Below are 14,147 nucleotides of genomic sequence, written 5' to 3' on the forward strand. Positions count from 1 at the left end.
GGCCTGCCTGCGAACCATTGGTTCGCAGGCCGTTCATTGCCCCGTCGAATAGACGGGGCCGGGGCTCTTGGCCTGCTTGCGAACCATTGGTTCGCAGGCCGTTCATTGCCGCGGCTGTGCGGTTGGACTATCACGGATCGCAGTCGTTGCGACGGTTGAGCTTTACAATTCTCCGGTGAAACGCACCCACACCCCTGCTGCTGATTTACTGCACGCGCAGGCGCAAGCCGACACTGCGACGCAAGCGCTGCTGCAGCCATTGGCTGAACGCATGCGCCCGCGTCAGCTCGGTCAGATGGTGGGGCAGCGTCGGCTGCTGGCCGAAGGCAGCGCACTGCGGCGGGGGATTGAAGCCGGGCATGTGCATTCGATGATCCTGTGGGGGCCGCCAGGTTGCGGCAAGACCACCTTGGCGTTACTGCTGGCGCAGCACGCGCAAGCAGAATTCGTGGCGATTTCGGCGGTGCTGGCGGGCCTGCCGCATGTGCGCGACGTATTGGCGGCGGCGCAAACACGGTTTGATGCCGGGCAGCGCACATTATTGTTTGTCGATGAGGTGCACCGCTTCAACAAGGTACAACAGGATGCTTTTTTGCCGCATATCGAGCGCGGCACGATTGTATTTGTGGGCGCAACCACCGAGAACCCCTCGTTTGAACTCAACTCGGCGCTGTTGTCGCGCTGTCGGGTACACGTGCTGGAGGCGGTGTCGGCCGATGATATCGGCATCGCGTTGGGGCATGCACTGGCCGATAGTGAACACGGCTTGGGTGGACGTGGGCTGGTGATTGCCGATACCGCCGTGCATGAAATTGCGGTGGCCGCCGATGGCGATGTGCGGCGTGCACTGACCTTGCTGGAAATTGCCGCCGATATCGCCCAAGGCGAGGGGGGGCAGATTGGCGTTGAAACCCTGCATCAAGTGTTGGCCGACCGCACCCGCCGGTTTGATAAAGGCGGCGAGCAGTTCTACGACCAGGTTTCTGCCCTCCACAAAACCGTGCGTAGCTCCAATCCCGATGCGGCGGTGTATTGGTTGGCGCGGATGTTGGATGGCGGCTGCGACCCCGCGTACCTGGCGCGCAGATTGACGCGAATGGCGGTGGAAGACATCGGGCTGGCCGACCCGCGTGCATTGCAAATGGCCATCGATGCGTGGGAAACCTTTGACCGCCTGGGCAGCCCAGAAGGTGAGCTGGCGCTAGCGCAACTCACGATTTATTTGGCAAGCACCGCCAAGTCCAATGCCGCCTACACCGCGTGGAAGGCGGCATGCGCCGATGTGCGCGAGTACGGCACGCAAGAAGTGCCCCTGCATATTCGCAATGCGCCGACCCAGTTGATGAAGTCGCTGGACTACGGCAAGGGCTATCAATACGACCACGATGTTGCCGGTGGTGTGGCGCTGGCGCAAACCGGCTTTCCCGATGCAATGGGCGAGCGTGTGTATTACCAGCCGGTGCCGCGTGGGTTGGAAATCAAATTGAAAGAAAAACTTGATGGATTGCGTGCCGCACGTCAGCAAGCGCGCACAAACAAAGGAAACGCATGAGCCTGTGGTGGCAGCAATTGGTCTTGGTAATGTGCGGTGGCGCGCTGGGCGCAGGTGGCCGCTATTGGCTAGGTGGCGCACTGCTGCGACGGTTGGGTGAGGGCATCCCGTGGGGGACCTTGGCGGCCAATTTGATCGGCTCGTTCGCCATTGGCTTTCTGGCCGTCTGGCTGGAAGGCCGCGGCCCGCATACCTTGTATTGGCGGGCATTCTTGATCGTGGGTGTGCTGGGTGGGCTGACCACGTATTCGTCGTTGATGCTGGAAGTCTTGCTACTGGCCCGCGGCCCGCGCAGCACGATGGCACTGCTGTATCTGGGCGCAACCTTGATGTTGGGCTTGTTGCTGGTGTGGCTGGGCACCAAGACCGCAGCAGGGATTCGCGCGCCATTTTGACGCGGACTGTTGGCGGCAGCCGTTAGCGATTACAGCACCGCCATCGGAATGGTGCGCAGCTTTTTCTTTTGCAGGTTGTACGAGGCCACCCCGGTACGGGCATAAGATTTTTCGCAATCTTGAATCGACGGCCCGCGCATATTGCCTTCTAGATACGCCAACCCGGGGCAGCGCGTGCAGTTGGAGCTGTGGATGCAGGACGAACAGCCTTCCAGATCCGAGACTCGGATTGCCCGCACTTCCTGCAATTGTGGGGAGTGCTGCCAAATGTCAACGAAGCGTTGCTTGCGAATATTTCCAGTCAAATAGGGGAATTGCACGCAAGGGAATACCTCGCCATATGGCGAAACATAGCAGGCAGTATGCCCAGCACTACAGGGCAGGCTTAGCTGCGCATCTTCTTTGGATGCCGGCGCCATGGGGGCCGTGGTCATGGCTTCGGCTTCTTCGCCCAAAAGGCTTTGGTCACGAAATACCTCGGCCAATCGGTCTTGGTTCACATTCAAGGACAAGATGGAGCGGTCACCATCCATCATCGGGGTGATAGTGGCATCCATGCTGAAGGCTGCGCCCATGGTCTGCGCCAACGCACGCACGCCGTGATAATCGTCCGCATTATGGGACATCAAGACGCAGGCAAAGCGCACCTTGACGCCGTGTTCGATCAATAGCCGTGCACCTTCCAGCGTGCGTGCGTGCGAGCCCGGGAGCAGGGTGATGGCGTCGTGGGTTTCTGGGATGTGCGAATACAGGCTGATTTGCACTTGATCCAGACCCAGTTGGGCCAGCCGCTTGGCTTTGGCGGCACGGATCATCACCGCATTGGTTTTCAGTTGCACCGAAAAGCGCAGGTCTCTAGCATATTCCAGAATCTGGAACAGATCCTGCCGCATAAAGATCTCGCCGCCACTGATGCTGAGGAAAAACGTACCGGCAGCAGCAAGTTGATCCAGTAGATCCAGAATTTCGGCGGTGGTCATCTCGCCATGATCTTCATGATCCAGATAGCAGTGGACGCAGCGTTCGTTGCAGCGATAAGTCAGATCCAGATGCACCCGCATCGGAATCCCTTGTTCCAATGCCCGTTCGCTCATCCCCTGCATCAGATTCATGACGTGGAGCCCTCAGTTTGGAAAGGCGCATGGGAAAGCTGCAGAATGCCGTTGGCGGCCAGCTGTTCCACCACTTCGCAGGCATCGGTGTATGCCACATCCTGACTGACATCAAATTGTGCGCACAGCGTGCCAACGATGACATCCAGCGGGGTATTGCCGTCGGCGGCATCCCACAGCAAAGCCGCTGTGTCATTGAGGCTGTAAAGCGATGCGTTGCTACTGGCCATCAGCATCAACTCCCCCCCAATTCTTCTGGCGGCGATATTGGGGCTGCGGAGAATGTACATCGGGCTGGTCATTGTGTGTTCCCAATCAGATCCCATACCCGTTGATCGGGCAGGAAGGTCAAGCGTTGCACTGGTACAGCATTTGCCAAGGCAATCGCGGCATCGAATACGGCGGCCGAAAGCTGCGGGTCTTTGGCAAAAAACAGAATATTGCCCATTAAACCACGCACGGCTTCTTGTGGCGTGAGTGTGTCAATCCGGTTTTCGGGGCCCTGCGCAAGCAAAAAGATGCCAGCAAGTGGGGCGTGGATATTCTCGCCTGGGCGCGCCAACTCCCCTGCAAAGGGCGTGCCATAAGCATGATAGCCAGAGGACGTGCGGCGGATGAAGGACATCTCATCGGTCAGCAAGTGCACATCGGTGGGTGCCAGGCGGGAAATGGTGGTCTTGCCAGCGCCGGAAACACCGGTAAACACATAGGCGCGTCCGTTCCGAATGGCGCTGGATGCATGCATCAACATGCTGCCTTCTTGCGCCAGCATGACGGTGTGGACAATCCGCAGTAAAGAATCCAGCGAATAGGGGCTGAGCAACATCTCGGCTTGGCCACGGCGTGCCACCGGATCCCAGCTTGCGGTGAAATCGTTGCGCGTCATCCGCCACAGCGATCCTTCCCTCCAAACTTGGACATCGTCCTCTTGGCGTTCTTCTGGGGCGGGGGGCACCAGTGTGATGGTGAATTCGTAATCCGGGGTTTCAACCTGACCCATGAAGCCGGCGAAGCGCGCGGCCATGGTGGCGGCAAATTCTGCCGATGTGGTGTGCAAGCGGACCCATAAATCGCCGATGCCAACGTCAACCGCGTGAGATGAAATGATCGTCATGAAAGTCTTAGGCAAAAATTGGGCCAATGCAGTATGGCTTTACGCATCAGACTGCTGCGTGCAGCCAGCCAGCGGGTCAGTTTGGCCCAACGGGTTTGCTGCAATGGTCGCAAAGGGATAGGGTTGCCATTGCGGAACTGGGCAACCAGCACGCCAAGGATATCTGCATCGAAAAGTGGGGGATCATCTTGTTGCAGACTGTCGCCGCGGGTGATCCAGCCGGTCGCGGTGCGTGACACCAAGCGATGAACAAAGACGCGCCGCTCACGATGCAGAACAACGATGTTGCCGATTGCAAGCCCAGTACTGCTGCGCACGGGCAAAAAACTTAATTCGTCACCCGGCAAAATGGCGGGCAGCATGCTGCTGCCATAACAACGTAAATGCAGCTTGCCGTGTTGCTGCAGGCTGCTCTTGATGTCTGTGATATGGGGATACATCCAGCTGAAAGGCGGCTACCGGAAGGGTAGCCGCCTGTGTTCAAGGTCAAGACGCTTTGCGCTGCTGCCGGCAGGCGTTCTGGGTGATGGCGATCTTGCCGCAGGCCAAGGCCATGGTTTCAAAAATGGTCTCGCTGCGGAACGCCGGCTTCTGGTAGGGGCGCTTGCCGCCGTCAGTCTGCGGTGATTGATCCTGCGGGGCGTGTGCTTGAGGGGTGGGCATCATGTTGTCTCGACGGTGGTGGGGTCAGTTCAAGCCGTTCTGGGTGGCTTGAATCGCATTACCTTGGGTGGAGGCGGTGCCTTGGGTGATGGTGATGACATTACCCGTTCCGGCAATAGCTTCGGTTACCAGTGTATCGGAAGGGTTGCCCTTCTGGGCATAGGTAATGACCACGGTGCCGTCTGTGCCGTTGCCTTCGCCGGCAATGAAGAAGCCCGGTACTTTGGCCGCCAGCAAGCAGGCGCGCAGTTCAACCGCATCACTTAAAGCATTCCCACCCATGTAGAAGTTGCCGCCGGTACTGGTGCAGCTGGTGGCGGCAGCGTTGCCGGTAAAGGTCACCCCATTGACGGTGAAGGTGCCAGAACTCTGGTCGGCGGCACCTGCAAAGGTCATGGTCCAGCGCTTGAGCACGGCGGTGTCCAGCTGAGTGAAATAGACCTGCGAGCTGCCCAGATCGGCGGCCGGGCGCATATTGTCATACACAATACCGCCGGTGCCACCGGTCACCGCCAAGGACGCGCCGGGGGTGTTGCCCGTACCCCAAGCGATGGGGGTGCTGGAGTCGGGGGTGCCTGCACTGCCATCGGTAAATGCAGAATTGCTAATTCGGTTCATGTTCTCAGTAACATTTGCTGCACCGATACCGCCAGTAGCCATTCTGGTGACCGTAAATTCGCCAGCAGTAGCCGTCGCTTGGGCCTGATAGCCAGAAATGGAATTGATCTTAGTGACCAGTGCAGTGCGATCCTCGTCGCGGTTCCCTGTCGTACTAAAGTCCGTATTCGCTGTGAGTACGGTACCGTTCACCGTGAAGGTGCCAGTTTCATTGCTTGGAATGCCGTTGCCATTGTTGTTGGAAATAGCAAATGTCCAAGTGGCGTTGCTGGCAGGTGTCCCCGGTACAAAGGTGTTAAGGGGGTACATATACACACACGCCCCGGTGCAGCCGCTGGCGGTGGCATCGCGGAATTCACTGAAATAGATGTATTCCAGCAGGGTGTTCGGGTTTCTGGCATAGGTCACCGGGGAGATGTCCAAGATGCTGTTGCTGCAATTGGGCTGCGATGTGCAGGCGGTCACGTTGTTGCCCACTTGCGCGCCTTGGATGGGGTTGCCCATCACCCCCGCCGTCAGCGGTACCTTCCATAGTGATGGCTCATAGGTGGTGCCCGGCTTTCCACCCACGATATACATCGCACCGGTACCATTGGCACTGCTGTAATACGCATCGTCAAACGCACCGGCATACAGGGCGCTGACGCGGCTGTTGCCACGGCCGACATAGGTGCGTTGCAAGGGGGATGCCCCATTGGCAAAGCCGGTGGCAAACCGCACGATGGTACGGCAGGCATCAAAGTTGCCTACGCCTGGGTCGGTTGGCTGACAATAGGTGCCATCGCCGGTGGTGCCGTCATTGAACAAGAACGCGAACACGCTGTTGGTGCCGGCATCTATGATCACCGATTCGCGGATGCCGGTGGAGTCTGCCACGGCCAGCTTGGTGCTGCTGGCTACGCTGCCATTGCTGGCGTTGACGCGGTGCAGCTTGCCGCCCACGGTGCCACTGCCGCTTTGGCTGCCCACATACACATCGGTGCCGGTGGACACGGGAGGCGATAGATCCATACCCGCTTCCACCACGGCGGGGAAGCCGCCGGTGGTCACTTCGGCTGGATTACCTTGGAACACTTGGCGGAACTTGTGCAAGTTGCCATTGCCATCCCCCACCCACAGGTTATCGGCCTCGTAATCGACATAGGGCGAGGAATAGGTGGGCACGTTGTCGTTATTGCTGGTGCCGCTGAACGGGATCACGAAGTAGCAGTTAGATGCACAGGCGCGATACGCCGCAGCCGAGGGTGACAAGGTGGGCGTGGCGGGCGTGGCAACGCTGCCTTGGCCGGCTTGCCACTTCAGCAAGACCAGTTGCAGGCTGCCGTTGCTGGTGTTGCGCTGGACAAAGGCGACCTGCTTGCCGCCGTCTAAGTAGGACAGCACGGGCGAGGTTTCAGTGATAAAGCCTGTGCCCGTGGTGTAGGACCACATGACATTGGGGGCTTTGATGGCACCATTGTTATTCCAAGTGCCTTTGCAGGCGCCTTGATACAGCTGGTTGAAGGCAACGATGCTGGGCTGGGTGCCGGCGGAGGGGGCATTGGTGCCATACACCACGAAGTCATTGGCGCAGCTGGGCGCGGCGGTGACATCAAAATTGTACTTGGCCGGGAACATGCCCACTTTGCCGCTGGCAAAGCTGCCGATGCTGGCGCTCCAGTCACGCTGAATGGCGCTGGGGTCATTGCCGGGCTTGGGCCTAGGCTTGTGGCGGTCTTCGTGGGTATTACGCACGGCGGCCAACGCATCGGTGAGGGCGGTGGGCAATACGGCACGGTGGCCTTCACGTTCTACCCGTTGCAGCACGGCGGCCACATAGCGAGGGTTGCGATAGAGGCGGTTCATGTCGGCACTGCGCCCGGCAGTGAGCAACTCATCCGGGGTCTTGGCATTGCGATAGATGACCGCGCGGTTGCTCCAGTCTTGCGGGGCACCGATGGGTGTTTCGCCGGCTTGGGCCGTGGCGGCAGCGGTAGCAAAAAGACTGGTGGCAATGACCAATGCAGTGCGCTGAGTGCGTGTTTTGAACATTCTGTTTAACCCCCTGATAGGTAAAATAAGGATAACTCGGTCACAAAGTGGCCGTCAAACTGTGCATGTGACGCAAATTGTCAGTGTGTCGACGTCGGGGTAATAGTTCGACATTTGCTTGGTAAACTGCGGGTCTTGTCAGGCTGAAAGGTCGTGGGTGAAGGTGATTAACATGCTGTATGGACTGGACTTCGTTTCTGGGGTCATGTCGTTGCTAGTCACAACCTTGGTCTTATGGGTATTGCAGCCATTGGCGCGGCGCTTGAACTTGTTAGATCACCCGTATGGACGCAAGGATCATGCCAATCCAACCCCGGTGACCGGGGGAGTCGCTATTTTCATTGGGTGTGCGGTTGCGTTTGTCTGGAGTCAAACCAGTACACCCAGTACGCAGGCTTTTTTGGCTGCTGCCGGTGTGGTGGTGGCGATGGGTGTGTATGACGATATGCGGGATATGCGTTGGTACACGCGCATCCTGATTCAGGCATTTGCTGCATTGATCATTATTTTTTGGGGTGGCGTGCGGGTGGAACAATTGGGGCCCGCATTTGGGTTGGAATCGTTGCCCTTGGGCTGGCTGTCGGTTCCGTTCACGGTGTTTGCCACGATTGGCATTATCAATGCCATGAATATGATCGATGGGGCGGATGGCCAGGCGGGGTTGCTGGGTCTGGCTGCATTGGTCATGCTGCTGGCGGCGTCCGTGTATGCCGGCAACATCGTGTTGGCCAGTCGCCTGTCGGTGCTGTGTGGTGCCTTGGCCGCGTTTTTGGCTTGGAACATGCGCCTGCCGTGGCGTCCACGCGCCAAGGTATTTTTGGGGAATGCCGGCAGCGCCTTGCTGGGGCTGATCATTGCTTGGGTGAGTTTTCGGCTGACCCAAAACCCCGGACACCCGGTCAACCCGGTGCTGGCGCTATGGTTGCTGCCAGTACCGATTATGGATTGCCTGGTGGTCAGCGTGCGCCGCCTGCGTGAGGGGCGCTCGCCGTTTGCGGCTGGGCGTGATCACATCCACCACATTTTGCAAGACGCGGGTTTTGGCCCCACCCGGGCGGCGGTGCATTTGACGTGGTTCAGTTTTATTTGTGGGATGTCAGTCGCATTGTTGATACGAACCCACAAAGTGCCGTACCCCGTACTGCTGTTGGGCTTTTTTGTGCTGTGCATGGCGTGGTATGGGTTGAGCTACGACCGTCCGCGTGCGGTGGCGTTATTACACCGTTTGCGCACGCGTGGGCGGGTGGGACGGCGTGAGGCTTTGCAGCCGGACGGAAACGAGACCGGCCGCTAAACCTGTTCGCACCAAATCGGCCGCCACGTTACTCGATCAAGCCCCGCGCGTGTGCTGCATCTAATGCTTCCATGGCATCCAGTGGCTTGCATTTGCCGGCCTTTTCATAGGCACTGGCGGCGGCGTCTTCGTTGCGAGCTTCGTCCAACAGCAACAGCACATTGCCGTGTTCCAGATGAGCAATGGGCGAGGCCGGGGTTAGCTTGAGGGCTTCTTTGATGTGTTTGTCTGCCGCGCTTGCCTTGGCACCATAGGTCAAGCCACCGATCATTGCGCCGATTTTATTGATGATCTCGGCGTGATACACGGCCAGTGCGGTATGCGCTTCGGCGTGCTTGGGAGCTAGCGCCAAGGTGGTGTCCAGTGCGCTGCGCACTTTGCCGGCGATGCCCATTTTCAAGGCTTTGGTGATCGACAGGCCTTGGCTGTAGCGACCCAACGCAAAGGCGTGGCGATAGTGACTGTTGGCTTCGTCGGGAAGGGCTTTGATGGCGGCTTCGGCCAGGCTGGCGGCGTGTTCGTAGCGTTTGAGTTTTTCGTCATCGTCACCCACCAGATAAGTGGCGTGGATACCCAATGCCTTCACCGCAACGGATGCCCCCACCGCGCCCAGAGCGCTGCCGGCATCGAACGCAGTCTTAAAGTTGCCGCTATGAAACGCGCGCCACGCCTCCTGTAAGGCATCTGCCAGTGCATCGGCATCCAGTTTGGGGGCGGCCTTGCCTGCGGCCTTGAGCAAGTGGGCCGCGTGCTTGGTGTCCGGAAAGGGCTCGCAGTCGCCGGCATGCAATTTTGGCCAGGCTTTTTTCAGCGCATCACCGGCGTAGGCATAGGCGTTGGCATCGTGGGGAAAGGCGGCCCAGGAAGATGCGGCGTTTTTTTTGCTGGCCATACGTGCTGCCCTCGTGGTGTGGGTGATGATAATTGGGTGCGATTGAAGATGGGTTGCAGGGGATGCAAGTTGCAGCATCCTGCGGTGATGGGATTCTGGCAAGGGGGCGATAGTGTGTTTGCTCGACGCGGCATGGGCAGGCTGTGCTGCCGTATCTTCACCCAAGAGGGTCGATCATGCCGAAGCTGCACTTTTCTGCTGCTGCGCACGCGCCCAAGCTTGGGCTAGACATCACACCACGGCATCTGTGGCTGGCTTGCCTGGGGGTGTTGGCGCGGCTGCGCAAGGCCGCCGCCACGGAGATCAGGTGATGTAGGCGCGAGTCAGCGTGTTGAGGTGGACGCGCTCGGCATCGCGTAGGAACGGTGCCACCAGCATCATCACTTGCACAATGCCGTCACGGATCGACGCGCGTTCGTCCTTGTCGCCACGTGCGGCGGCGTAGTTCATCCAGAACGTGGCGATCACCAAAATATTGGTGGCGGCGGCATTCACTTCATCGGCCGAGGCACGCATCACCCCGGCCTGCACCAAGCCGCGCATTACCGTGTGGGCCTGTTCGTCGGCGCGCTTCAAAATTCGCGCAAACCGCAATCGTAGGCGGCGATTACGGCTGAGGATATCGACCAGATCACGGTACAAAAAGCGATAGTCCCAGATGCACTCAAACACCAAATGCAGTTGCAGCCAGATGTCTTCCAACCCCGGTAGCCGGCCTTCGGGTGCCACCAGTGCGGTGTCCATGCGCGCTTCGTAGCCGGCAAACAATTGCTCGATGATGTCGTCTTTGTTGCGGAAGTGGTAGTACAGATTGCCAGGGCTGATTTCCAGCTCATCGGCGATGTGGTTGGTGGTGACATTGGGCTCACCTTGCGCGTTGAACATCGTGAGCGATGTTTCCAAGATGCGCTGGCGAGTTTGGCGGGCCATGCGTGCGTGCTCGCTCAGCTGCCGAGTTGCTTGACCAAATCGACGTACTTTTGCATGGCCGCGTCTTGTGCCGTGCCCTTGAGCTTGGCCCACGCCTCGTATTTGGCGGTGCCGACAAAATCGAAGAAGCCCGGCTTGGCACCGCTGACATCGCCTTCCGCGCCTTGCTTGTACAGCGCATACAAGCGTAGCAGGGTGTCGTTGTCGGGGCGCTCGGTCAGCGCGTGCACATCCTTGGCGGCTTGCTCGAACAGGGCTTGCAGATCGGCCATGAGGGTTCCCCTTGATTGATATGTGCATATCACCACGCACACTTGCATGGGTCAATACGCAGGGGAATTGTGAAGTACGCAAAGCTCTGGCAACGTAGGCGACAACGGCACGCACGCGGCCGATCATTTGTCTGACAGGGAGACGCGCAATGAGCTATTTCGTCACCGGTGGTACCGGGTTTATCGGCCAGTACCTGATCGATAACTTGCTCAAGCGCAAGGGCACGGTGCATGTGCTGGTGCGCAAGGCGTCGATGAAAAAGTTTGATGCCATGGCAAAAGCGCGCGGCTGGGATCCTAAGCGGGTGCTGGCGGTGGCTGGTGATATGACCGCAGCCAACTGCGGGGTCAGCGCGGTGCAACTGCGTGCACTGGCCGGCAAGGTGCAGCATTTTTTCCATCTGGCGGCGATTTACGATGTCACTGCCAGCGCCGAGAGTCAGCAGGCCGCGAATGTGGATGGCACCCAGCACGCATTGGACCTTGCCGCTGCACTCAAGGTGAAGTGCTTCCATCACGCCAGCTCGATTGCTGCTGCCGGGTTGTATCAAGGCGTGTTCCGCGAGGATATGTTCGAGGAAGCCGAAGGCCTGGATGACCCGTATCTGCGCACCAAGCACGATTCCGAAGGGTTGGTGCGCGCAGAAAAACGCAGCAAGTGGCGGATCTACCGCCCGGGCATGGTGGTGGGGCATTCCAAGACGGGTTATATCGACAAGATCGATGGCCCGTACTACTTCTTCACCTTTCTCAAAAAACTGCGCGAAATGCTGCCACCGTGGATGCCAACCTTGGGGATCGAAGGCGGGCGCATCAATATCGTGCCGGTGGATTTTGTGGCCGATGCGATGGATCACATCGCGCATAAGCCCAAGCTCGACGGCCATTGTTTCCACCTGACCGACCCTGACCCGATGCGGGTGGGCGAGGTGCTGAACACGTTTGCACGGGCCGGGCATGCGCCAGAAATGACCATGCGCATCGACGCGCGAATGTTCGCGTTCTTGCCGGGCAGTGTGCGCATGGCGGTGGGTGGTTTGCCGCCGGTGCGGCGCTTTATCGGCATGTTGCTGCGCGATTTCCGGATCCCCAAAGAGACGTTGAAGTTCATCACCTATCCCACCCGTTTTGACAACCGCGAAACCGAGCGCGCGCTGAAAGGCAGCGGGATTGCGGTGCCGCGCCTGGACGATTACGCATGGCGGCTATGGGATTACTGGGAGCGCCATCTTGACCCCGACTTGTTCATCGACCGCAGCCTGAAGGGCAAGGTCAAGGGCAAGGTGGTGGTGATTACCGGGGGGTCGTCGGGGATTGGCTTGTCCACCGCGCAACGGGTGGCCGAAGCCGGCGCCACCACCATTATCGTGGCGCGCGGCGAGGAAGAATTGTTCAAGGCGCGTGATGCGATGAAAAAGGCCGGCGGCAAGGTGTTTGCTTACACCGCAGATTTGGCCGACTTGGCCAGCTGCGACCGTTTGGTGGCCACTATCCTCAGCGAGCACGGGCATGTGGATGTGCTGGTCAACAATGCCGGGCGTTCGATTCGGCGCTCGATCGAGGCCAGCTACGACCGCTTCCACGATTTTGAACGTACCATGCAGTTGAATTACTTTGGCAGCATCCGTCTGATCATGGGTTTCATGCCGACGATGGTGGAGCGCCGACGCGGCCACATCATCAATATCAGCTCGATTGGGGTGCTGGCCAACTCGCCACGGTTCTCGGCGTATGTGGCATCCAAGGCGGCGTTGGATGCCTTCAGCCGCTGCGCGCAGGGCGAGTTGTCGGGCAAGGGGATCAGCTTCACCACCATCAATATGCCGCTGGTGAAGACGCCGATGATTGCGCCCACCAAGATGTACGACAGCGTGCCGACGTTATCACCCGACGAGGCGGCGGATTTGGTGGTCAAGGGCATTATCGAAAAGCCCAGCCGGATTGCCACGCGCTTGGGCATCTTCAGTGCGCTGATCAATGCGGTGGCCCCCAAGGCCTATGAGGTGGTGATGAATACCGCATTCGAGCTGTTCCCTGATTCTGCGGCGGCCAAGGGTGACAAAAAGGCCTTGCGCGATGAAACCCCCAGCCAGGAGCAAATCGCGTTTGCCGCGCTGATGCGCGGGGTGCACTGGTAAGCGTGGCCTGCTGCTAAATCAAAAAGCCAACCTGAGCGGGTTGGCTTTTTGTTTGGTCGATGTGCGGATGATTTAACCGATCAGGCGGGATTGCTGGCGCCGGTCAATACGTGCGGCACTGCTTGAAGCGTACTGCTTTGGTGCTGCCGGGCGGTGGTTGCAGCTGCACACGCGATGAAGCCAGCTCAGGGTAGCGCTCCAGCAACGGGCACAGCTCATTGATGGGGTCAGATTGCTCGGAGTTGAGATACACCATCAAAGTGGACTGGGTGGACCACAACGCGCGATCGACGCCAAACAAAGTAGAGATGGCGTTGGCGGCTTCACGGCGATGCCGTTCGATCACGGCGGGATCGGTGGGGTAGGGCTCGCTGCTTCGGGCAACGGCTGGCTTGGCGTTGGGCGCGCTGGTCTTGGCGGGTGTTGAGGGTGAGGCTGCTATCGCGGTGGCGACCGCGGGCGTTGGCTCGGAAGGGGCTTCGGTGGCCGGTTGCAAGCCTTGGGCAATAAACCACACCACGGCAGCAATCAGTGCAGCACCGCCCCATGCCATCAGCGCAGCATTCGCTTGTGGTGCCGGCGCTATTGGCGTGGCATCTTGTGGGCGTGCTACGTACGGGCGAACTTCCGGCCACAGCTCGCCACCATCGATCAGCTCAATATGCTGCGGCACAGCGATACGTTCGGCCTCATCGTCAAATTTGCCGGGCGTCACCACGATGACATTGACGGCACCCCGCAGGCTGGCTGATTTGGACAAGCCCAGCAGCGATTGCGCGCTGACGATAGAGCCAGTGCCATATTTGCACGACAACAGGGCGCGCTCGTCGCCGCGCTCCAGCAAGATGTCACTGCCATCGGTAGGGATGCCATCAGCAGGCGTGCCTGTTTCGATCACGGGCCGATAACCGCGCCCGTGCATGGCCTGTAGCACCAGCTTGGTGAAGTCGCGCCAGCGGAGTTGGGCAAGTTGCTCGGCACCCCGGGTGGCGGATTCACCCACAGGCTGAGACTTCTGCTTTTGCTTAAGCCAGAAGCTTAGGCCAAAGCCCGATAGAGCGAATACGAAGAGGGCAATCAGGGCTGCGATCATAAAAGTAGGTAGTGCCGAAAACGAAGGTGGCAACTATACCGAC

Annotated in this window: 14 protein-coding genes; 4 read left to right on the forward strand and 10 right to left on the reverse strand. The window is 59.1% G+C overall.

What is annotated here, in order from left to right; translation table 11 throughout:
* Positions 1-271: 271 nt before the first annotated feature.
* A complete protein-coding gene (locus tag PK789_RS03700) occupies positions 272-1,552 on the forward strand; it encodes a replication-associated recombination protein A (RefSeq protein WP_503011887.1) in 1,281 nt (426 codons plus the stop codon).
* On the forward strand, positions 1,549-1,947 hold the full coding sequence (gene crcB / locus PK789_RS03705; protein ID WP_324307108.1) for a fluoride efflux transporter CrcB: 399 nt from the start codon (positions 1,549-1,551) through the stop codon (positions 1,945-1,947). The genes PK789_RS03700 and crcB overlap by 4 nt, the downstream gene beginning before the upstream one ends.
* Positions 1,948-1,976: 29 nt before the next feature.
* Here the strand turns inward: crcB and PK789_RS03710 are convergent, their stop codons facing one another.
* Genes PK789_RS03710 through PK789_RS03735 form a run of 6 tightly spaced genes read right to left on the reverse strand, consistent with a single transcriptional unit; the run spans position 1,977 to position 7,485 of the window.
* Positions 1,977-3,059 (reverse strand): radical SAM/SPASM domain-containing protein, encoded by a 1,083-nt coding sequence (locus tag PK789_RS03710; protein WP_324307109.1) that lies wholly within the window; start codon positions 3,057-3,059, stop codon positions 1,977-1,979.
* The gene (locus PK789_RS03715) at positions 3,056-3,349 is read right to left on the reverse strand and encodes a PqqD family protein (RefSeq protein WP_324307110.1); all 294 of its coding nucleotides are present in this window, start codon (positions 3,347-3,349) and stop codon (positions 3,056-3,058) included. The genes PK789_RS03710 and PK789_RS03715 overlap by 4 nt, the downstream gene beginning before the upstream one ends.
* An 8-nt stretch (positions 3,350-3,357) precedes the next feature.
* The gene (locus PK789_RS03720; protein WP_324307111.1) at positions 3,358-4,116 is read right to left on the reverse strand and encodes a hypothetical protein; all 759 of its coding nucleotides are present in this window, start codon (positions 4,114-4,116) and stop codon (positions 3,358-3,360) included.
* A 53-nt stretch (positions 4,117-4,169) separates the two neighbouring features.
* Positions 4,170-4,613 carry a S24/S26 family peptidase gene (locus tag PK789_RS03725; RefSeq protein ID WP_324307112.1) on the reverse strand — a complete coding sequence of 148 codons (444 nt, stop codon included), beginning with the start codon at positions 4,611-4,613 and terminating at the stop codon, positions 4,170-4,172.
* Positions 4,614-4,659: 46 nt separating this feature from the next.
* Positions 4,660-4,839: a hypothetical protein gene (locus PK789_RS03730; RefSeq protein WP_324307113.1), complete on the reverse strand. Its 180-nt coding sequence runs from the start codon at positions 4,837-4,839 to the stop codon at positions 4,660-4,662.
* 21 nt (positions 4,840-4,860) lie between these two features.
* Positions 4,861-7,485, reverse strand: a complete 2,625-nt coding sequence (locus PK789_RS03735) for an autotransporter outer membrane beta-barrel domain-containing protein (protein WP_324307115.1) — start codon at positions 7,483-7,485, stop codon at positions 4,861-4,863.
* Positions 7,486-7,657: 172 nt separating this feature from the next.
* Here PK789_RS03735 and PK789_RS03740 point away from each other — a divergent pair, with 172 nt between their 5' ends.
* Positions 7,658-8,779, forward strand: a complete 1,122-nt coding sequence (locus PK789_RS03740) for an MraY family glycosyltransferase (RefSeq protein WP_324307116.1) — start codon at positions 7,658-7,660, stop codon at positions 8,777-8,779.
* Positions 8,780-8,807: 28 nt separating this feature from the next.
* Here the strand turns inward: PK789_RS03740 and PK789_RS03745 are convergent, their stop codons facing one another.
* From PK789_RS03745 to PK789_RS03755, 3 genes are all read right to left on the reverse strand, one after another.
* Positions 8,808-9,671, reverse strand: a complete 864-nt coding sequence (locus tag PK789_RS03745) for a tetratricopeptide repeat protein (protein ID WP_324307117.1) — start codon at positions 9,669-9,671, stop codon at positions 8,808-8,810.
* A gap of 303 nt (positions 9,672-9,974) precedes the next feature.
* Complete coding sequence (locus PK789_RS03750; protein ID WP_324307118.1) at positions 9,975-10,601, reverse strand: TetR/AcrR family transcriptional regulator; 627 nt, start codon at positions 10,599-10,601, stop codon at positions 9,975-9,977.
* Positions 10,602-10,615: 14 nt separating this feature from the next.
* A complete protein-coding gene (locus tag PK789_RS03755; protein WP_324307119.1) occupies positions 10,616-10,873 on the reverse strand; it encodes an acyl-CoA-binding protein in 258 nt (85 codons plus the stop codon).
* Between the two features lie 149 nt (positions 10,874-11,022).
* On the opposite strand from PK789_RS03755, the gene PK789_RS03760 reads away from it, so the two are divergent.
* A complete protein-coding gene (locus PK789_RS03760) occupies positions 11,023-13,011 on the forward strand; it encodes an SDR family oxidoreductase (RefSeq protein WP_324307120.1) in 1,989 nt (662 codons plus the stop codon).
* 103 nt (positions 13,012-13,114) lie between these two features.
* Here PK789_RS03760 and PK789_RS03765 read toward each other — a convergent pair whose 3' ends face one another.
* Positions 13,115-14,014, reverse strand: coding sequence for a restriction endonuclease (locus PK789_RS03765; protein ID WP_324307121.1), 900 nt, complete (start codon positions 14,012-14,014; stop codon positions 13,115-13,117).
* Between the last annotated feature and the right edge of the window lie 133 nt (positions 14,015-14,147).

It is taken from the genome of Thermomonas sp., from assembly GCF_035369645.1.
Classification (GTDB): Bacteria; Pseudomonadota; Gammaproteobacteria; order Xanthomonadales; family Xanthomonadaceae; genus Thermomonas.